This window comes from Chelatococcus asaccharovorans (genome assembly GCF_003201475.1).
GTDB classification, from domain to species: domain Bacteria; phylum Pseudomonadota; class Alphaproteobacteria; order Rhizobiales; family Beijerinckiaceae; genus Chelatococcus; species Chelatococcus asaccharovorans.
Genome location: NZ_QJJK01000005.1, coordinates 290,767 through 310,300, shown reverse-complemented (window position 1 = coordinate 310,300; position 19,534 = coordinate 290,767). Strand labels below are relative to the sequence as shown.

Annotated in this window: 15 protein-coding genes and 1 tRNA gene; 10 read left to right on the top strand and 6 right to left on the bottom strand. The window is 64.0% G+C overall.

Features of this window, described 5'->3' with window-relative positions:
* Positions 1–6: 6 nt before the first annotated feature.
* From otsB to otsA, 3 genes are read left to right on the top strand one after another with little or no spacing between them, the layout of a single operon-like run.
* Positions 7–828, top strand: coding sequence for a trehalose-phosphatase (gene otsB, locus C7450_RS13620; RefSeq protein ID WP_110374980.1), 822 nt, complete (start codon positions 7–9; stop codon positions 826–828).
* Complete coding sequence (locus C7450_RS13615; RefSeq protein ID WP_110374979.1) at positions 825–2,663, top strand: glycoside hydrolase family 15 protein; 1,839 nt, start codon at positions 825–827, stop codon at positions 2,661–2,663. The genes otsB and C7450_RS13615 overlap by 4 nt, the downstream gene beginning before the upstream one ends.
* Complete coding sequence (gene otsA / locus C7450_RS13610) at positions 2,660–4,054, top strand: alpha,alpha-trehalose-phosphate synthase (UDP-forming) (protein WP_110374978.1); 1,395 nt, start codon at positions 2,660–2,662, stop codon at positions 4,052–4,054. The genes C7450_RS13615 and otsA overlap by 4 nt, the downstream gene beginning before the upstream one ends.
* Positions 4,055–4,111: 57 nt before the next feature.
* Here otsA and C7450_RS13605 read toward each other — a convergent pair whose 3' ends face one another.
* Entirely contained in the window at positions 4,112–4,756 is a 645-nt protein-coding gene (locus C7450_RS13605; RefSeq protein WP_245449712.1) for an SH3 domain-containing protein, read from the bottom strand.
* A 687-nt stretch (positions 4,757–5,443) separates the two neighbouring features.
* Here C7450_RS13605 and C7450_RS13600 point away from each other — a divergent pair.
* Together C7450_RS13600 and C7450_RS13595 are read left to right on the top strand one after the other, a co-directional pair.
* Positions 5,444–6,442: a 2-hydroxyacid dehydrogenase gene (locus C7450_RS13600; protein WP_110374977.1), complete on the top strand. Its 999-nt coding sequence runs from the start codon at positions 5,444–5,446 to the stop codon at positions 6,440–6,442.
* A gap of 5 nt (positions 6,443–6,447) precedes the next feature.
* Positions 6,448–7,176, top strand: a complete 729-nt coding sequence (locus C7450_RS13595) for a sulfate transporter family protein (protein WP_245449710.1) — start codon at positions 6,448–6,450, stop codon at positions 7,174–7,176.
* Between the two features lie 11 nt (positions 7,177–7,187).
* Here the strand turns inward: C7450_RS13595 and C7450_RS13590 are convergent, their stop codons facing one another.
* The gene (locus C7450_RS13590) at positions 7,188–8,192 is read right to left on the bottom strand and encodes a complex I NDUFA9 subunit family protein (protein ID WP_110374976.1); all 1,005 of its coding nucleotides are present in this window, start codon (positions 8,190–8,192) and stop codon (positions 7,188–7,190) included.
* Between the two features lie 467 nt (positions 8,193–8,659).
* Between C7450_RS13590 and C7450_RS13585 the strand changes: the two genes are divergently transcribed.
* Positions 8,660–8,744 (top strand) — tRNA-Leu (locus C7450_RS13585).
* Positions 8,745–9,254: 510 nt separating this feature from the next.
* Here the strand turns inward: C7450_RS13585 and C7450_RS13580 are convergent.
* Positions 9,255–9,515 (bottom strand): glycine zipper domain-containing protein, encoded by a 261-nt coding sequence (locus C7450_RS13580; RefSeq protein WP_110374975.1) that lies wholly within the window; start codon positions 9,513–9,515, stop codon positions 9,255–9,257.
* Between the two features lie 934 nt (positions 9,516–10,449).
* Here C7450_RS13580 and C7450_RS13575 point away from each other — a divergent pair.
* Positions 10,450–10,974 carry a DUF1269 domain-containing protein gene (locus C7450_RS13575; RefSeq protein WP_110375146.1) on the top strand — a complete coding sequence of 175 codons (525 nt, stop codon included), beginning with the start codon at positions 10,450–10,452 and terminating at the stop codon, positions 10,972–10,974.
* A gap of 117 nt (positions 10,975–11,091) precedes the next feature.
* Here C7450_RS13575 and C7450_RS13570 read toward each other — a convergent pair whose 3' ends face one another.
* A complete protein-coding gene (locus C7450_RS13570) occupies positions 11,092–12,396 on the bottom strand; it encodes a glycosyltransferase family 4 protein (RefSeq protein ID WP_110374974.1) in 1,305 nt (434 codons plus the stop codon).
* 360 nt (positions 12,397–12,756) lie between these two features.
* Here C7450_RS13570 and C7450_RS13565 point away from each other — a divergent pair, with 360 nt between their 5' ends.
* Entirely contained in the window at positions 12,757–13,542 is a 786-nt protein-coding gene (locus C7450_RS13565) for an SDR family oxidoreductase (protein ID WP_110374973.1), read from the top strand.
* Positions 13,543–13,686: 144 nt separating this feature from the next.
* On the opposite strand, the gene C7450_RS13560 is transcribed toward C7450_RS13565, so the two are convergent.
* Both C7450_RS13560 and C7450_RS13555 read right to left on the bottom strand, forming a co-directional pair.
* A complete protein-coding gene (locus tag C7450_RS13560) occupies positions 13,687–15,315 on the bottom strand; it encodes a phosphoenolpyruvate carboxykinase (protein ID WP_110375145.1) in 1,629 nt (542 codons plus the stop codon).
* Positions 15,316–15,524: 209 nt separating this feature from the next.
* Positions 15,525–16,319 carry a HugZ family pyridoxamine 5'-phosphate oxidase gene (locus C7450_RS13555; RefSeq protein ID WP_110374972.1) on the bottom strand — a complete coding sequence of 265 codons (795 nt, stop codon included), beginning with the start codon at positions 16,317–16,319 and terminating at the stop codon, positions 15,525–15,527.
* Between the two features lie 553 nt (positions 16,320–16,872).
* On the opposite strand from C7450_RS13555, the gene C7450_RS13550 reads away from it, so the two are divergent.
* On the top strand, positions 16,873–17,571 hold the full coding sequence (locus C7450_RS13550; protein WP_110374971.1) for a response regulator transcription factor: 699 nt from the start codon (positions 16,873–16,875) through the stop codon (positions 17,569–17,571).
* Positions 17,572–17,713: 142 nt separating this feature from the next.
* Positions 17,714–19,534: a stimulus-sensing domain-containing protein gene (locus tag C7450_RS13545; protein ID WP_110374970.1), complete on the top strand. Its 1,821-nt coding sequence runs from the start codon at positions 17,714–17,716 to the stop codon at positions 19,532–19,534.

Sequence of the window (19,534 nt, the reverse complement as noted above, 5' to 3'; positions counted from 1 at the left end):
GCCGGAATGAGTATGGTGTCTGGAGTAATCGGAACAGGCGACGATTCCGATGCGGCCGCTTCGCTGCTGCGGACAATCGTTGAGAATCCGACGAACTATGCCCTTTTCTTCGATGTCGACGGCACGTTGATCGATATCGCCTTATCGCCCGATGCCGTAGAAGTCCCCCCCGACCTGCCGGATGCCTTGCGCCGTCTCTCCCGCCGCTATGGTGATGCGCTCGCCCTCCTGAGCGGGCGGTCCATTCCGTGGCTCGACGGGCGCTTCGAGAACGCCGTGGTCTCCGTCGGCGGGCTTCATGGGCTGGAACGGCGGGACGCCGGTGGCGTTCTGCGGCGCATTACCGCGCCGCCGATGCTGGAAGCGGCACGGGCCACTATCATGGCGGCGCTCGACGATATGACGGGCGTCCTCGTCGAGGACAAGGATCTCTCCATCGCACTGCACTACCGTGCCGCGCCGGAGCAGCGACTGCGGGTCAAGCGCCTGCTGACGCGCCTCGCCGAGGCGAGTGACGGCCTGCTCGACGTGATGCCGGGCAAGGCCGTGGTCGAGCTGCGCACGACGGGCGCCCACAAGGGCTCCGCCCTGATGGCCTTTATGCGTGAGGACCCTTTTGCCGGCCGCCTGCCTGTCTTCTTCGGCGATGATCGCACCGATGAGGACGCATTCGCCGCCGCGCGCGAGAAGGGCGGCGTCGCCGTGGTCATTGGCCGGCCAGCGGAGGAAGCGGGCGCAAACCTGTCCCTTCCCGATCCCGCCAGCGTTCGGAATTTCATCGCTCTGGCCGGCGCCGAGAATCTGGAGCCGGTCGGAGTGATTGCATGACATCTGACGGACTGAGCAAGTCTGAAACCCCGGGGTCAGGCCCCGATCCCTCACCAGCGAACCTCGATCTCGGCGTCATCGGCAACAGCGCGTTGGCTGCGCTGGTCGACGACAGGGCGAGCATCGTCTGGTGCTGCTACCCCCGCCTCGACGGAGATCCGGTCTTCCACGCGCTGCTCGGCAGTCCCGACCCGGGCGACGGTGCCTTCTCGATCGACATCGCGAATGTCATCACGACCGAGCGGCGCTATCTCCCCAACACCGCCGTTCTGGAAACGATTATCGAGACGGCCGATGGCGCGCGGGTGCGGGTTGTCGATTTCGCGCCCCGGTTCAAATTCAGCGGGCGTATCTTCCGCCCGGCGATGCTGATGCGCCAGATCGAGCCGATCGTGGGGACCCCGCAGGTCACGATCCGCATCAAGCCGCGCGCCGACTTTGGCCGCGTCGCGCCGGAGATCACGCGCGGATCGAACCACATTCGCTTCCGCCTCGGCGAGCAGACGCTCCGCCTGACGACGGATGCCTCGCCGGGCCTGATCCTCGATGAGGTAGCTTTCGTCCTCGACAGGCCGCTCACCTTCGTGCTCGGCTCCGATGAGACCTTGAACGAAGCGCCTGGTGCGGTCTTCCGGCATTTCCTCGAGGAAACGACGCAATACTGGCGGGAATGGGTGCGCTATCTCGCCGTTCCCTATGAATGGCAGGACGTGGTCATTCGCGCTGCGATCACCTTGAAGCTCTGCGCCTATGAGGAAACCGGCGGCATCGTCGCGGCCCTGACCACCTCCATTCCCGAATATGGAATGAGTGGCCGCACCTGGGACTACCGCTACTGCTGGCTGCGCGATTCCTTCTTCACCGTGCGCGCCCTCAATCGCCTTGGCGTCACCAAGACGATGGAGGATTTCATCAGCTATGTCACCAATGTGGTGGCCCGCAGCGCCGACCGTGAACTACAGCCGCTGTTCGGCTTGCAGTTCGAGGCCAGGATCGACGAGGAAACGCTGGACGCCCTTCCCGGCTACCGTGGCTACGGGCCGGTGCGGCGGGGCAATGCCGCCTATCTGCAGCGCCAGAATGACGGCTACGGCTCGGTGATCCTGGCGATCGCCCAATGCTTCTTCGACGAACGCCTGGATGTCCGGGGCGATCTCGACCTGTTCTATCGCCTCGAAGCCCTGGGCGAGCGGGCAGCCGCCCTGTGGAATGAACCGGACGCCGGGCTTTGGGAATACCGGACGCTCTCCAGCGTCCACACCCATTCTGCCGCGATGTGCTGGGCCGCCTGCGATCGTTTGGCGCGCATCGCGCTGAAGCTCGAATTGACCGACCGCGCCACATACTGGCGCGAGCATGCCGACCGGCTGCGCTCGAAAATTTTCGCAGAAGCGTGGAACGAGGAGCTGCAAAGCTTCGTTTCATCGTTCGGTGGCGCGGATGTCGATGCGGCCTTGCTGCTCTTGGCCGATATCGGCCTTGTCAGGGCGGATGATCCGCGCTTCCGCTCAACGGTCGAATTGATCGGCAAACGCCTCAAGCGTGACAATCATCTGTTCCGCTACGCCGGGGAGGATGATTTCGGAAAGCCGGAGACGGCTTTCACGATTTGCACGCTCTGGTATATCGAGGCGTTGGCCAAGATCGGCCGCGGGGCGGAAGCACGCGAATTGTTCAAACACGTGCTCGGCCGCCGGAATAGTCTCGGCCTTCTCTCTGAAGGCATTCACGTCGAGACAGGCGAGCTTTGGGGTAATTTTCCCCAGACCTATTCCATGGTCGGGCTCATCCACGCCGCCTTGTCGTTGTCGCGATCCTGGGAGGAGGCCTTTTGAGCAAGCTGGTGGTCGTTTCCAACCGTGTCGGCGTCCCCACGAGAAAAAGCGGGGTTGCCGCGGGTGGACTGGCCGTGGCCCTCAACGACGTCCTCGCCGAGCGAGGCGGCCTATGGTTTGGATGGAGCGGCAAGATCGGAGCGCCCCAATCCGAAGCGACGCTCGTCGAGCATGGCAAGATAACCTACGCCCTCTGCGATCTCTCGAACGAGGATTTCGGCGAATATTATAATGGATTCGCCAATCGAACGCTGTGGCCTCTGCTGCATTACAGGCTGGACCTGACGGAATTCGCCCGCCGTGATCTTGCGGGCTACCGCCGGGTCAACAGCTATTTCGCGGATCTCCTGATCAAGCACATCGAGCCTGACGATGTCATCTGGATCCACGACTATCACCTCATTCCGCTGGCGGAAGCCCTACGCGCCCGCGGGGTCAACAACCGGATCGGTTATTTCCAGCATATCCCCTGGCCATCGCCCGATATTTTTCTCGCCCTGCCGAACCATATCGAGATCGGCCATGCCTTGACGGCCTGCGATCTCGTGGGCTTCCAGACGGAGCGGGACGCGGTGAACTTCGGCCGCTACCTTGTCGAGGAACTGGGCGCCTTCGCACGCAAGGACCATGTCTTTTCGGTCGCGGGCCGTGAATTGAGGACCGGCGTCTATCCCGTGGGGATCGACCGGATCGGTTTTGCCAGGATGGCGAAGCGCGCCAGCCGCTCGCGCTTCGTTGCGGAGGTCGCGAATAGCCTGAACGGCCGGCCGATGTTGATGGGCGTCGACCGTCTCGACTATTCCAAGGGCCTGACGCAGCGCCTCGATGCCTTCGAGCGCATGCTGGAAACGGCGGCCGAATGGCGCGGCCATGTCACCTTCCTGCAGATCACGCCCAAAAGCCGCGGCGACATTCCCGAATATGCCGCCATGCAGCGCGCGCTGGGAGAAACGGCAGGCCGCATCAACGGACGCTATGGCGAGGCCAACTGGACACCCATCCGCTACGTCAATCGCTCCCATACACGCCTTGAGCTCGCCGGCCTCTACCGCGTCGCCAAAGTCGGTGTGGTCACCCCTCTCCGCGACGGCATGAACCTCGTCGCCAAGGAATTTGTGGCGGCTCAGGACCCGGAGGATCCAGGCGTCCTCGTGATCTCGCGTTTTGCAGGTGCCGCCAGCGTCCTTGACGGTGCACTGGTCGTCAATCCCTATGACATGGACGGAACCGCCAATGCCCTCAGCCAGGCGCTGGCCATGCCGCTCGAGGAGCGACGCCAGCGCTGGCAATCCATGTGGGATCGCCTCGAAACCACGGATATTGCCGGCTGGGCGCCGCGTTTCCTCGCCGCGCTCGAGCGCGTCTCCCATCGCCGGCGGCCGCTCTGGTAGCACGCTCGTGCCGAAGAGCCCGGCAGGGCTGTCGGACAGCCCCGGTGCTCTGTCCGGTTACTTGACCTGTTCGTGCGGATAGACCCCCCAGAGGCGATCCTGCTTCATATAGCCCGCGACATCCCGCACCATCACACTGCACCATGTGCCGTCGCAGGAGCGCACATTGGCGATGACGCCCGCCTGCAGCCGGGCGGTAATCGGCGATTTCGCATCGGTCTGGTCGCGCATGTCGAAGGTCTGGCCTTTTTCCCAGGGTGCGACCAGGGCGGTGCGCCGGCCGGACAGCAGGCTGTGCAGCACCCAGCCCTCCGCACCTTCCGAATCGCGGATGCGACGCCAAGTCTCGAATTCCGCCGTCACTTCCACCGGCAATCCGGCACGCTGGAAAACCCAGGTGACACGATGATCCTTGGACGGACCCTCCCGCAGGTTGACCCGATCAGACTTCAGGCTGACGTAGCGCGGAATAGGCAGGCCGCTGACCGTGCCCACAGGAGTGGCAGGCTGTTCCGGCACCGCGGCAACCTGTACACGTGCGACCTCGGCGCCTTCCGCGGCGCCGGCGACAGCCTTCTCCGCGGGCGTGCCGTTCGCCGCCTGGGCATCCGGTGCCCCGTGGGTCGCGACGGCAACGATCGGCACCGCGGCGAGCATCAGGAGGCAGGCGAGGCGCATCACATTCGGAGATTGGATCAGCATCGTCTTCTCAGTCAGTATTCGGTCCAAGCGGTCGAGCGAAACGCGGTATACGAGTGCGGTGGATCTGAAATTCGTCACAGAATGGATCGACGAACGAATTTCAAATCCGAAAACCACACGAGAATCATCAGCTTGCTAGCGTCCTGATCTCATCCGAAATTCGAACGGCGCCTCTCGGCAATGATACGAATTTCGCATTCGGGACACTAGCGCCAATCTGGGGCGCCATGCGTTAACGGGGTCTTAATGAGCCCTCGGAGCATATCGTTCAACTGAGCTGCCGCAACAATTTCCAGAGAAGCTCGATACGCGCCGGTCGGTGGACAACAACTGTCATGAACCAGCGACTTGACGGCCGCCCCCGGCTTCGCTCTCTTGCGACGTGGTCGCCGTTCCGCTAGTGGTTCGACTCTGACATTTGCATCCGCCTGATACGGGCCTCGGAGCAAATGTCGGAGTCAAAAGGACCACTAGCAAGTTATTGGTTCTAGTGGAGCTTTTGAATTTGACATTTGATCTGGAGCCTGACGTGAGGCGGGACTCAAATGTCAAATTCGCTCCGCTAGAGCAGGTCCGTCTATCGCGGACTTGCTCCGCCCAAAAAAGAGACAAGCAAATTCACCGGCTTGGATGACATCAGACGATTCCATCCATCCCGGATTTGCTCTGAGGCCGAGATCCCAGAAGATGAGCAAGCCACAGCCTCTCGTCATCGTCACGCGTCGCCTGCCGGAACCCGTCGAAACGCGCATGCGCGAACTCTTCTCGGTACAGTTCAACGAAAGCGACCAGCCTTTCGCGCGCGCCGAGCTGGTTGCCGCGATGAGGAGCGCCGACGTTTTCGTCCCCACGATCACCGACCGGATCGATGCCTCCATCCTCGCCGAGGCGGGCCCGCAATTGCGCCTCATCGCCAATTTCGGCAATGGCGTCGACCACATCGATGTCGAGGCTGCGTCCGCCCGGGGCATAACCGTCACCAACACGCCCGGCGTTCTCACGGACGATACCGCCGACATGACCATGGCCCTCATGCTCGCCGTGATCCGCCGTTTGCCGGAAGGCGCTCGCATCATTCCGAACGAGGAGCCGTGGACGGGGTGGTCCCCCACCTGGATGCTCGGGCGGCGCATTACCGGAAAACGTCTCGGCATCGTCGGGATGGGACGTATCGGCCAGGCGCTGGCCGTTCGAGCGCGTGCGTTCGGTCTCTCGATCAATTATCACAACCGGCGCCGGCTGCCCGTGGACACGGAGAATGCGCTGGAAGCCACCTACTGGTCGAGCCTCGACCGCATGCTGGCACGCATGGACATCATTTCGATCCACTGCCCGCATACACCTGCGACGTACCATCTCCTGTCAGCACGCCGCCTGAAGCTGATGAAACGCGACGCGGTCATCGTCAATACGGCGCGTGGCGAAATCATCGACGAGACCGCCCTCATTGCGATGCTCGAAGCCGACGAGCTCAGCGGCGCGGGCCTCGATGTCTTCCAGCATCATCCGGCGGTCAATCCGCGACTGCTGCGGCTCGCCAAGGCCAACAAGGTGGTGCTTCTGCCGCATATGGGCTCGGCGACCCTTGAGGGCCGGATCGACATGGGTGAAAAGGTCATGGTCAACATCCGTGCCTTTCTCGATGGGCACAAGCCGCCGAACCGCATTCTGCCCAGCATGTTGTGATCGCCTTGCCCCTCCTCGCGTCCATTTCCCTCGTCCTTGAAGCCGCGATCAAGGCGGCATCGCAGATCCTGTCCCCCGGCTTCCGCCGCCTGTTGTGGCGTTCGCTGGGGCTGACGATCCTGCTTCTGGCCATCGTCTGGTTCGCCCTGACGCGGGTCATTGCCCATTTCATGGACGGCAGCGACATCCTGTCGAACTATCCGCTCATCGACAGCCTGGCGTTCTTCTTCGCCGGCGTCGGCATCTTCATCGGGCTCGCCTATATCATTGCGCCCGTGACGGCTGTTGTCGCCGGCTATTTCCTGGACGATGCGGCCGCCCTCGTGGAAGAGCGCTATTATCCCGCCGATCCACCGGGACAGCCGCTGTCATTCAGCCGCTCGCTGCTCTACGGCCTGCGCTTTGCCGGGCTCGCCGTGCTGGTGAACGGCGTGGCGCTCATTCTGTTCTTCGTGCCGGTGGTGAATGTGGCGGCCTTCTTCCTGGCCAACGGCTACCTGCTCGGGCGGGAGTATTTCGAGCTCGCCGCCGGCCGCTTCCGGCCCATGCCGGAGGCCGCCGCAATGCGCGCCGCCCATCGCGGCACGATCCTGATCGCTGGTTTCCTGCTTGCGGGGATGGTGGCCATCCCCCTCGTCAATTTGTTCACGCCGCTGTTCGGCGTCGCCCTCATGGTGCACATTCACAAGGGACTGGCGGCGCGTGGCCGGGTCCCCGAGCGCGCGCCGCCATAGCCGGTCTCTGGTCAGATGGTGCGAATGTCGGCGAATTGACCGGCCCGGCGGAAGCGCCAGAGATAACCGGGCACGATCGCCTCGTAGGGGGTCGCCGCAATGCCGATGTCCGCGAGCGTGCGGCCCGTATCGATCGCCGTGGCCGACACGACGTTGTCCTGCCCGAGCAACGCAACCTGATCCCGCGTGAGCACGAGATAGTCCGGGAGGACCCCGAAGGTGAGCTTGTCGGCGAATTCGACGAAGCCCGCCATCAGCGAGGCGCCGGCCGCCGGCAAATCGAGCACCAGGCGGCGGCGGCCGATCACGCCGAGCGTATAGTCGACGATCTCCCGCAGCGTCTTCACCTCGGGTCCGCCGAGCTCATAGACATGGCCCTCGGCCACCGCGCCATCGACGGCACGGGCAATGGCCTCGGCGACGTCACCCACATAGACGGGCTGGAAGCGCGTGGCGCCGCCGGTGATCGGCACGACCGGCAACCGGCTGCCGAGCGCGGCGAAACGGTTGAAGAAACCGTCCTCCGGTCCGAACACCACCGACGGGCGGAAGATGGTCGCCTTAGGCACATGGGTGAAGGCGAACCCTTCGCCGGCGGCCTTCGTGCGCGCATAAAGCGAAGCGGACTGCGCATCGGCGCCGAGCGCCGACATATGAATGAGCCGGGCGCCGGCCGCCGCGGCAGCCTCCGCCACGGCGCGGGCGCCGAAGCTGTGCACCGCGGCGAAATTCTGCCGGCCCGCCTCCGTGAGGACGCCGACCAGGTTGATCACCACGTCGGACCCGCGCGCCGCAGCGAGCACGGATTGCTTGTAACGCAGGTTGGCCTGCACGGCGTGGATCTGCCCGACACGGCCCAGCGGCTGCAGGAAGCCCGCCAGATCGGGGCGCCGCACCGCGACCCGGATGCGATAGCCACGCTGAGCCAGGGCGCGCACCACATGACGACCGATGAAGCCCGATCCACCGAAGACGGTGATGAGCTGTGAGGACGTCCCCATCACTCCCGCTGCCATCGAAAGCCTCCGCCTGTTTGGAATTGATCTCGACACGTGTTCCATAGAGCCCTTTACCGCGGGAGGGAACATGCGGCGGTGAAGAATCCGTCAAATCACGCGCGCCATTGCGTCGCTGCGAGCCCCTGTCTGGAGCAGCTCGGTCCTTTGCGCACTTGCTTCACTCAGCAAGAGATTAGAAAACCCAGCGACTTGGATGATATCGGACGATTCCTTTCAAGTCGGATGCGCGCGCGCGAAGCCCCACGGCTGCCCGCGCCCGGCGGATGCTCATCCAGGGCATGCGATCGCGGGCAAGACATCGCTGAATCGCGATATGCGGTGAGCTCCAGGGAGCCCCGTTGCCGCATCGCAGCCCTTTTCCCGCGCGATTGGCCCGGATATGACCGCAGCGTGACGAATGCCGTTGACAGGTGATGCAACGACCCTCTAAAGAGCGCCTGCCGGCCCCGATGGGGAGGCCACCTGCCCAGGTGGTGGAATTGGTAGACACGCAGGTTTCAGGTACCTGTGCCGCAAGGCGTGAAGGTTCGAGTCCTTTCCTGGGCACCAACGCTCGATATGCGTTAATCCCTAAAATTCAGTCGTCTCGGCGGTAGCCAGCTCGGACAGGAGCCGCGCGGCGACGGGGCGTCCAGCGCGCCGGCCCGCTTGGCGCAGTCTCGCTTACGTCGCATGTTGCCCGTCGGTCCGGCTCGCCCTGATGGACGATCGGAGAAGGTCCGCCCGCTCCGGCGCCCTGACCGTGAAACGAGCTCTCGCGGCCAATGGTTATCTGGGGGCGGTGGCCGTCGTATAGACCACGCCGTCGAGCGCGACCTGCGGCCCACGCGACGGTTGCCACGACGGCTCCCGCATCGCCAGGCCACAAGGCGGCTGTGGAGCTCTGACGGTACGGTCACGCTTTGGCAAAGCTGAGGCCAAAGGCAATACTGCGGCCATACTTGGCAGCCGCGCGAACGGCAGCCTGCGAACCCCGTTTTCCGGAGCCCGGAGGCTGTTTCTCGCGCTCACGGCCTGACAGGAACGGCCCGGACGGCGCGAAGCCGCCCGGCGTCGGCGTCAGCATTCCTGATAGCGGCGACCGCGGTAATAGTAGGTGCGGCAGGAAGGAGTGGTCGCGTTGCCGACGATGGCGCCGCCGACACCGCCGATGGCCGCACCCGCCAGGGCACCGCCTGCCCGGCCAGTCGCCAAACCACCCACCAGCGCGCCGGCACCGGCGCCGATGGCCGCGCCACCGATGGTGCGATCAGTACGATCATTCGGATTGCACGCCGCCAAGCCAACGGCGAGCAGCCCCAGAATAATGAAACGCTTCATTTAAGTTCTCCCACGACACCCGGTTCCTGTTCGCGAATTGACCTCGATCGCCTCACGCAAAGATACGATAGGTCGGCTCATTGAATTTTCAGTTTAAACGACCCGTGAGAACCGCCTACCTTTGGATTGTGGCGCATTTCGCACGCCGATCATTGTTTAAGCTCGCCACTACAAACGCGCGATGCCGCTGAGCCTGACATCGGCATCGCGTCCTCCCAAACCGCCCCATCCCATAATGCATGGCGTGGCAGAATGTTGCAGCACGCCGAAGGCCGGCTTCCTGAGACAGCCTTTCTCTCCGCGCGGGGGGCTTGCCCATCCTCGCGGGGCGTGCCCACCCTCCCGGGGCGTACCCATCCTCGCGGGGCTTGCCCATCCTCGCGGGGCGTGCCTATCCTCGCGGGGCGTGCCCATCCTCGCGGGGCGTGCCCATCCTCGCGGGGCGTGCCCATCCTCGCGGGGCGTGCCTTTTTTTCGGAGGGTGGCGCCCGAGCCGCTGAAGGGCTATCGGCAGGGACCCGCCATGCGAGCAGCCGGCGTGGCGATATATCCGCTCGACGGGGCCTTCAATGTCTGGAGCTACGCGAAGGCTCCATCTGCCCGTTTGGCGCGCGATTCCGGTTTGCAGAACAGGCGCAGAATTAAAGACCTGCCGGATGCAGATATCCGGCATCGCCTGCCTATGCGCCGAGGATGATTTGCCGGCTCAAGGGCTTCGAGCAAACATCATGTGCCGGCTTGCGCCGGGCAGATCCACGGAATTGACATATGCGGCCGGACCGACTGCCGAAAACACCATGAGCACGCCCCTGTTTACTGCATTCGATAGCCATGCAGGCACTGTCAAGCACAAGGCGGAGAGATTGGCAGGCGCCGAGACTTGGTGATACGCTCCGCCCGCGTCCTGTTCCATGCTCATCTCGCGGAGTATCCCATGTCCGATCTCGTCGTCGTCGTGTACCCCACCGAGCAGAAGGCTGAGGAGGTCCGCCAGCGCCTTTTCGAGCTGCAGAAGGAATATCTGATCAAGATTGGCGACGCCGTCATCGCCACCAAGAACGAGAGCGGGCATGTGAAGCTCAACCAGCTCGTCAATTCGACGGCTATCGGCGCCGCGTCTGGCGGGATCTGGGGTCTGCTGATCGGCGCCATCTTCCTGATGCCGCTCGTCGGCGCCGCGATCGGCGCGGCCTCGGGCGCGCTGGGCGGCGCCCTGACCGATTATGGCATCAACGACAAATTCATGAAGGAGCTGAGCGAAACGCTGCAGCCCGGCAACGCGGCTCTGTTCGTGCTCGTCGACGGGGTCACGAGCGACAAAGTTCTTGAAGACCTGCGCGGCACCGGCGGCACGGTGCTCAAGACCTCGCTCGACCACAGCAAGGAGCAGGCCCTGCGTGAGGCGCTCGCTGCGCATCCGATCACGACCGAGGCCGCCGCGTCCCAGCCTTCCGCCTGAGCGCATTTTTCCGGAACAGACAACGCGCCGCGGGTCTCAGCACGCGCGGCGCCCAAGCATTCCGGGACGAATGTGCCGCCCGTCTTCCGTCCGGAATGACGCGAGACCTGGGCGCGTTCATCCCGCCCGACGGTCCCCCGGTGTGAGGCCACGTGACGGCTCCCGCGGCTCTGCCAACCAGTTGCGCAACTCGCCCAGCAAGCGAAGCCGATGATGCTGCATGAAGCGGCGCACCGCCTGACGTCCGGCCTCGCCGAGGATGAGCCGGAGGTTGGGGTCCCCATGCAAGCGGCGCAGGATATCGGCGGCAGCGGGCACATCCGGCGAGGCCCAGACCTGGCCCTTGCCGTCCTTGATCTTGTCGGGCCCCTCAACCGGTATCAAGCGGCTCGGAACGAGGCAGCTCGCGCTCTGCGGCATGAAATCGAGATTGCCCGACCAGGCCGTGGCGACGACGGGCCGCCCAAGAAGCATGCCCTGCGCGAGGGTCAGCCCGAACCCCTCCGCCCGGTGTAGCGACAGCACCACATCGGCACTAGCCAGGAAGCGCCACATATCGTCATCGGCTACATCGCGACTGATCAGCTTGATCCGCGGATCCTGCCCCGCAATCTTGCGCAGCCTGGCATAACCGGCCGAGACCAGGTCCGCCTTGGTGATCTTCAACGCGAGTGTCACCCGCTCATGATGGGAGAAAGCCCGCTGGAAGGCCGATATGGCGGCGAGCGGGTTCTTGCGCGCAAAGCCCGACCGAAGATTGGCCACCGCGGCGACGATGAAGCTGTCTTCGTCGAGCCCGAAGCGCTTGCGATCGGCATGAACGGCCGCAGGCACCTCCAGGATATAGGGGATGACACGGATGGGCCGGCTGACGCCCGCCGCCTGAAAGGCGCGGCGGGTGAAATGGCTCGGCACCCAGATCTCGTCGAGGAGCGCGACTTGCCTGGCCACGTTTGTCGGCAGCTGCTCCAGATCCCAGGGGCAGTACCCGATGATGAATTTATCAGCGAGCACCTCGCTCTCGAGATAGGACAGTCCATAGGCCAGCTGATCCGGGCCGAGGTGGACGAGCAGCGTGCCTGGTCCCGTGGCACGCGGCCGATCTCTCCGTCGCCCCGCTGCCCAGAAGGCATGGCCAATGTCGATCTCTCCGACAGGCAGCCCCGCCTCCCCGGCCAGTTTCTGCATGAGCCGGGCCGACCAGCCGAGCTCGGAAGCTCCGCCCAGGACCCCCGCGATATAGACGGGGCCGCCTGGCGACGACGGTCGCGCGCCGCTGCGCGCCGGGGCGCGGATGACGCTCAATCGCATGGTCTGACGAAGATTGCTCGGGATACGCTGCCAGAGCGTGCCAATTCCGGTCCGCAGACGCGACCCGAAAATATCGTAGGCGACAGCCCCATGATGAGCTAAAAATGACATATCCGCTACCACGCAGCAATAATTGGCGCGACTATTCCTGTGGAAAAAATACCGAGTCAAGTTCTATTCGTCATAGATGATGAAATACTCAATAACTATATTTATATTATACTTCTATTATGTTATGATAGATCCGATATTTGTTGCCGTGAAATGCAAACTGTGCGCGCGGCGTTGCAAAAGGCGCGCGCTCCACATTTCAGCCGAGTCATCCACAGACCAGCGCGTTTCCGCGGCTGCCGGCAATCCGCCGATCAATACGGCCGTGACGGACATCGTGAAGCGACATGCATTCCCATCCTGGGCCATTCGGCCTAAGACCGTGTTAAACGTGGGTCGCGATGAGATGGAGACGGAACCATGGATCTAGGATTGTCGGGAAAGCGCGCCCTGGTGCTCGGCGCGAGCCGCGGCCTCGGCGCGGCGATCGCCCGGACGCTGGCGCTGGAGGGCGCAGAGGTCGTCGCCGCATCGCGCAACCTCGAGACGATCACGAGCTGGATGGCAGAGCTGCCCGCGGACGCAAAGGCGCGCGTGACGCCTGCAACCGTCGATCTCTTCGATGTCGCCTCGGTGGAGGCGCTCGCTTCGGGCATAGCCGCAAAGGGCGGCGCGGATATCCTCGTCAATAATTCGGGCGGACCGCCGCCGGCCACCGCCCAGGAAGCCCCGCGTGACATCTGGCTGAAGCAGTTTGAGGCCATGGCCGCCAACCTCATCCATCTGACGCAGCTACTCCTGCCGCATATGCAGGAGAAGCGTTGGGGCCGTATCATCACCGTGGCCTCCTCCGGCGTCGAACAGCCGATCCCACGGCTCGCGCTGTCCAACGGCATTCGCTCGGCGCTGATCGGCTGGTCAAAGACGCTGTCCAGCGAAGTGGCCGCCAACGGCGTCACGGTCAATGTGGTGCTGCCGGGCCGTATCGCCACCGAGCGCATCGCGGAACTCGACAATGCGGCGGCGAAGCAGAGCGGGAAGAGCGTGGACGAGGTCGCAAAAGCCTCGATCGCGACCATTCCCGCCGGACGCCTCGGCGATCCGCAGGAATTCGCCAATGTGGTCGCCTTCCTCGCAAGCGAAAAAGCGTCCTACGTGACCGGAACCAAGGTGCGCGTCGACGGCGGTGCGACCCGTTCGATCTGATAACGGCACGAAAAAGGCCGGAGAATTCTCCGGCCTTCTCGCGAGAGCAAATCCATCTGTTGCGGATGCACCCCATTCAAAAATAGATGAACAAATTCATCGACTTGCATGGCATCAGGCGAGTCCATGCAAGTCGGATTGGCTCTAAGCCGCCATCGCGTTGTGCGGGCCGGCCTGGCGCACGTCCGCATCGACGTGGCTCTCGAACTTTCCGAAGTTCTTCTGGAACATCTTGATCAGCGTCTTCGCCGTCTCCGCGAACTCGGCCTTGTTGGCCCAGGTCTTGACCGGATAGAGGATATGCGGCTCGACGCCCGGCACCGAGGTCGGCACCGCGAAGCTGAAATACGGATCCTGACGGAAATCCGCGCGGTTCAGCGATCCGTCGAGCGCGGCCGTCAGGAGGCGGCGGGTGACGCGGATCGGCATGCGGCGGCCGACACCGTATTTGCCGCCCGTCCAGCCGGTGTTCACCAGCCAGCAGTCGACGCCGTGCTTGCCGATGAGATCGCGCAGCAGGTTGCCATAGACGGATGGGTGGCGCGGCAGGAACGGCGAGCCGAAGCAGGTGGAGAATGTCGCCTCCGGCTCCGTCACGCCCTTCTCGGTGCCTGCGACCTTGGCGGTGTAGCCGGAGAGGAAATGGTACATTGCCTGCGCCGGCGTGAGCTTGGCGATCGGCGGCAGCACGCCGAAGGCATCGCAGGTCAGCATCACCACATTCTTCGGGATGCCGGCGCGACCCGTGGGGCTTGCATTGGCGATGAAGTCCAGCGGATAGGCGCAGCGCGTGTTCTCGGTCTTCGAATCGTCATCGAAGTCCGGCTCGCTCGTGAAGGGATCGAGCACCACATTCTCGAGGACAGAGCCGAAGCGCTCGGTGGCCGCGTAGATGTCCGGCTCGGCCTCGCGCGACAGGCGGATGGTCTTGGCATAGCAGCCGCCCTCGAAATTGAAGACGCCGCGCTCGCTCCAACCGTGCTCGTCGTCACCGATGAGCGTGCGCTCCGGGTCTGACGACAATGTCGTCTTGCCGGTGCCGGAGAGGCCGAAGAAGATCGCCACATCGCCGCGCGAACCGACGTTCGACGAGCAATGCATCGGCATGACGCCTTCCGCAGGCAGGATATAGTTGAAGTAGGTGAAGACCGACTTCTTCATCTCTCCCGCATAGGAGGTGCCGCCGATCAGCACGATCTTGCGGGTGAAGTCGCAGGCAATGACCGTCTCGCTCCGTACGCCGTGGCGGGCGGGATCGGCCTTGAACGACGGCAGATCGATGATGGTGAGTTCCGGCTCGAAGCTGGCGAGTTCGCCGAGCTCGGGACGCACCAGGAGGTTACGGATGAAAAGGGAGTGCCATGCATATTCGGTGAAGACGCGCGTCTTCACCCGATAGGCCGGGTCGGCGCCGCCGAAGAGGTCCTGGGCGAAAAGTTCCTTGCCCTCGGCGTGCTTCAGGAAATCCTCGAGGAGACCATCAAACTGGGCCGGCGTGATGGCGCCGTTATTGTCCCACCAGACGGCGTCGGTGGTGGCCGCATCCTTGACGATGAACTTGTCCTTGGGGCTGCGCCCGGTGTGGACGCCCGTATCAGCCGTCAAAGCGCCGCCGGCGGCAATCTTCGCCTCGCCGCGCTTCAGCGCCTCCTCATAGAGGTGCGGTGCCTGAAAGTTCCAATTGACACCTTTGAGCTTCCGGAAGCCGAAGGTCTCGGCGCCATGAGCTTCATTGAACAGTCCGGCATTCGCCACGTTTGTCTCCCTTGCCATGTGCGTTCTTGCCATGTGCGTTTTTGCCAGGCGCGATTTTGCCATGCGCGATTTTGCCATGCCTCTCACAATGGTGACGAGATCCCAAGATCCTCTCGCCGTGACGCCGTACGCTCGGAGATTAGACCAAAAGCCAAGCGGACGACAGATGAACAGAGCCCGTACCTGATCACATCAGGCCGGGCGCCCCAAGGTTGCGAATGCTTCGATCAGGCGACGCGGCGGGCTTCCTGCGCCAGGTCCTTCAAGACCCCACGCAGCGAAAGGCTGGTGCCCCCGGCTGCCTTCGGAAAGGACAGACGCGCCGTCTTGTCACCGAGCATCATGTCGAGACCGTCGGGATCAATGCCGGTGGCCCGCCAGGCCCCGGGCTCAAGGCCGAGGAGCTTCACCGCATAGAGTTCCAGCGCGTCCGCGTGGTCCTCGTTCATATGGGCGACCGCCCCCGCCTCGCCCGCGACGATGGCCTCGGCGCCGGTGAGATCCGTCATGAACGCCTCGGCCCGGAGGCTGAATATGCGGCCGAAACCCGCGACGAGATGCGCGCTTTCCGGCTCAATTCGGTAGAAGCCGAAATCGGCGAAAGTGGCATAGCCAGCGGATGCCGGATGCCGCGCCAGGAAGCGGCGACGGGAATTCTCGTCCGTCGTCAACGACGCCCGCCCCTTGATGCTGATGCGCGGATGGGCGGAGGGATCGCCACCGCCAACATGCGACAGCATCAATGAGACGCGGGAATCACGCAGGATGTTCTTGGTGTGAAGGGCGAGCCGTGAAATCAGGATGACGGGCGCACCGTCGATATCCGTCGCCACATTGACAAGCGAGGTATAGGGCGCGTTCTCGGAATCGAGCGTGCCGAGCGAACCATAGCGGGTAGCACGCAGCAGCGCCTTGGCCGCACCGATCTGGTCGAACGACGCGCTGCCCGCGGCGGCCGCCGTGATGGCCTTCTCAGCATCGGCATCTCCGGCCGGGGGGAGGTGTCGGTCTGGTTCGGACATATATTTCTCCAAAGATCACACTGCCAGCCAAGAGCACATTGCCAGGCAAGATCACATTGCCAGGATCGTGCCGCGCTCCGGCCGAATTCGCAGTTCGGTCGGCGCCTTTCGTTTCCATGGCGTTTTTTCGCCAGGAGCGCCCGCTTTGCAAGAGCTTTCGCGGCAATTGGCAGACAATCCGCCTGGATTGTAACGCCTGCCGCATGACCGGCGCGGCCGAAGATAGCGATGATCGAGCCGGACAATCGCGGTGTCGACAAGTGAGGGAAACAGCAGCGCCTCTTGCACCAAACGGAAATAATCCTAGACTTATCTTCACTCGGACAATGGCGGTGCGGCCGACCTCGCGCAGTCCCGGATGGCGGATTGCGATGGGGACTTAAGTCGCTTTTTGGCCCGCGTGATGGTGCGAAAGCGCTGATCAGGCTAAGATGGCTGACCGCGCTGCCTTATTTCGGCCGCCGTGGGACGCGAGGTGGACATGTCACGTAACGCCTCTGCGGCCGCCTCTGCGGCTTTTTGGCCGAGCAAAACGGAATGATGAGCGAGACGCATGCCGACCATCGCCCTCGTCGACGACGATCGAAACATCCTCACCTCGGTGTCCATTGCACTGGAGGCGGAAGGCTATCGCATCCAGACCTACACTGACGGCGCATCCGCGCTCGATGGCCTGAAGACCAATCCGCCGGACCTTGCGATTCTTGATATCAAGATGCCGCGCATGGACGGTATGGAGCTCCTGCGCCGCCTGCGTCAGAAAACCGACCTGCCGGTGATCTTCCTGACATCCAAGGATGAGGAAATCGACGAATTGTTCGGGCTCAAGATGGGCGCCGACGATTTCATCCGGAAGCCGTTTTCCCAGCGCCTTCTTGTGGAACGCGTCAAGGCGGTGCTGCGGCGCGTCAGCCCCCGGGACCAGACGACCGCCCGCGAGAGCGACGCCAAGGCCCTGGAGCGCGGCCTCCTGAAGATGGACCCCGAGCGCCACACCTGCACCTGGCACAACGACCCCGTCACGCTCACGGTGACGGAGTTCCTCATCCTGCAGGCGCTCGCCCAGCGGCCGGGCGTGGTCAAAAGCCGCAACGCCCTGATGGATGCGGCCTATGATGACCAGGTCTATGTTGACGACCGGACCATCGACAGCCACATCAAGCGGCTGCGCAAGAAGTTCAAGGCGGTGGACGACAGCTTCGACATGATCGAGACGCTTTACGGCGTCGGCTATCGCTTCAAGGAGGCGTGAGCGCTGATCATGGGGCGCATCCGTGTGTTTTGGATTGGCTCCAGGGGCGGATCGCCGCGCCTATCCAGCCGCGAGGCCTTTACGCCGCACACGGCTGATATCGGAGGTCCGCCGGACCTCCGGAGAGGTCTAGACGAGGACAATGGCGGTCGAGCCGATTGATCGTTCGGAGCGCGCGCAGCTCAGCGGGGCGCGGCGCTTCCTCCATGGTGTTGCCCGGACGCTCCGGCGCGCCGCGGGGGGTCTTGCGTCGCGCAGCGCGTCGAGCCTGACGCGACGCATCGTCGTCCTCAACCTGGCCGGGCTCGTCGCCCTGCTCCTCGGCTTTCTCTATCTCAACCAGTTTCGCGCCGGATTGATCGACGCGCGCGTGCAGAGCCTCCTGACCCAGGGCGAGATCATCGCCGCCGCGGTCGCCGCATCCGCAACGGTCGAAACCGACACCCTGACGCTCGATCCCGACAAGCTCCTGCAACTGCAGGCCGGCGAGAGTTTCGGCATGAACGACGAGCTGTCGCCGCTGGAGTTCTCCATCAATCCCGAACGCGTGGCGCCGGTCCTGCGCCGCCTCGTGACGCCGACCCGCACGCGCGCGCGCATCTACGATCGCGATGGCCTTCTGCTGCTTGATTCCCGCTCGCTCTATTCGCGCGGCGATATCCTCCGATACGACCTGCCGCCGCTCGTGGAGCCGAAGCCACCGCTGCTCGAGCGGGTATGGCAGGGGGTCTGGAAGCTCTTTGGCAGGGGCTCGTCTCCCCTGATCGACGAGCTCGCACCCATCAACGGCCGCTCGCTTCCCGAGGTGCAGCAAGCGCTCATCGGGACGCCCGGCACGGTTGTCCGCGTCAACAACCGCGGGCAGACGATCGTCTCCGTGGCGGTGCCAATTCAGCGTTTCCGTACGGTGCGCGGCGCCTTGCTTCTCTCCACGCAGGGCGGCGATATCGACAGCATCATTTCAGCCGAACGCTGGGCGATCCTGCGCGTCTTCGCCGTTTCCGCAGGCGTGATGACGGTCCTCTCGGTGCTTCTCGCCGGTACGATCGCCGGCCCCGTACGCCGGCTCGCCGAGGCCGCCGAGCGGGTGCGGCGGGGCATCAAATCGCGGCAGGAAATCCCGGATTTCACGGATCGCTCCGACGAGATCGGCCATCTCTCGGGCGCGCTGCGGGATATGACGCGCGCGCTCTACAACCGCATCGACGCCATCGAGAGCTTTGCGGCCGACGTCGCGCATGAGTTGAAGAACCCCCTGACCTCCCTGCGCAGTGCTGTGGAAACCCTGCCGCTCGCCAAGCGGGCCGATGCACGCAATCGCCTGCTCCAGGTGATCCAGCAGGACGTGCGGCGCCTCGACCGGCTGATCAGCGATATTTCCGACGCATCCCGCCTCGACGCGGAACTCGCCCGCGCGGAGGCCGAACCGGTGGATGTCGAGCGTCTCGTGCAAACTGTCGCGAGCGTCGCCAACGAGCTGAAGCCGGCGGGGTTGGTGCCGATCAAGGTCAGCGTGAACAAGAGTTCGCTCGGAAACAGCGCCTTTTTCGTCGTTGGCAACGACGGGCGCCTCGGGCAGGTCGTGCGCAACCTGATCGACAACGCCGCATCCTTCTCCCCGCCCGGTGCCGAGATCCGGGTGACGCTGCAGCGCCTGCCGCAGGAGGTCGAGATCGTGGTGGAGGACGACGGGCCGGGCATCCCGCCGCATGCGCTGGAGCGGATCTTCGAACGGTTCTACACCGACAGGCCGGAGCAGGGCTTCGGCCAGAATTCCGGCCTCGGGCTGTCCATTTCACGGCAGATCGTGGAGGCGCACCGCGGTCGCATCTGGGCGGAAAACCGCTTCGCGGACGCTCCTGCCGAAGACGCCGACCATCCCATCGCGGCGTGCGAGCGTCCGCGTCTTGGTGCGCGCTTCATTGTCCGCCTGCCGGCAGCGGCGGCGGCACCCGCAGCCTGA

What these genes read in the sequence shown, in the direction of transcription:
- otsB (WP_110374980.1), top strand. Translation starts at nt 7, where the DNA reads ATGAGTATGGTGTCTGGAGTAATCGGAACAGGCGACGATTCCGATGCG.
- C7450_RS13615 (WP_110374979.1), top strand. Translation starts at nt 825, where the DNA reads ATGACATCTGACGGACTGAGCAAGTCTGAAACCCCGGGGTCAGGCCCC.
- C7450_RS13605 (WP_245449712.1), bottom strand. Translation starts at nt 4,756, where the DNA reads ATGCTGATCCAATCTCCGAATGTGATGCGCCTCGCCTGCCTCCTGATG.
- C7450_RS13600 (WP_110374977.1), top strand. Translation starts at nt 5,444, where the DNA reads ATGAGCAAGCCACAGCCTCTCGTCATCGTCACGCGTCGCCTGCCGGAA.
- C7450_RS13590 (WP_110374976.1), bottom strand. Translation starts at nt 8,192, where the DNA reads ATGGCAGCGGGAGTGATGGGGACGTCCTCACAGCTCATCACCGTCTTC.
- C7450_RS13580 (WP_110374975.1), bottom strand. Translation starts at nt 9,515, where the DNA reads ATGAAGCGTTTCATTATTCTGGGGCTGCTCGCCGTTGGCTTGGCGGCG.
- C7450_RS13575 (WP_110375146.1), top strand. Translation starts at nt 10,450, where the DNA reads ATGTCCGATCTCGTCGTCGTCGTGTACCCCACCGAGCAGAAGGCTGAG.
- C7450_RS13570 (WP_110374974.1), bottom strand. Translation starts at nt 12,396, where the DNA reads ATGTCATTTTTAGCTCATCATGGGGCTGTCGCCTACGATATTTTCGGG.
- C7450_RS13565 (WP_110374973.1), top strand. Translation starts at nt 12,757, where the DNA reads ATGGATCTAGGATTGTCGGGAAAGCGCGCCCTGGTGCTCGGCGCGAGC.
- C7450_RS13560 (WP_110375145.1), bottom strand. Translation starts at nt 15,315, where the DNA reads ATGGCAAGGGAGACAAACGTGGCGAATGCCGGACTGTTCAATGAAGCT.
- C7450_RS13555 (WP_110374972.1), bottom strand. Translation starts at nt 16,319, where the DNA reads ATGTCCGAACCAGACCGACACCTCCCCCCGGCCGGAGATGCCGATGCT.
- C7450_RS13550 (WP_110374971.1), top strand. Translation starts at nt 16,873, where the DNA reads ATGCCGACCATCGCCCTCGTCGACGACGATCGAAACATCCTCACCTCG.
- C7450_RS13545 (WP_110374970.1), top strand. Translation starts at nt 17,714, where the DNA reads ATGGCGGTCGAGCCGATTGATCGTTCGGAGCGCGCGCAGCTCAGCGGG.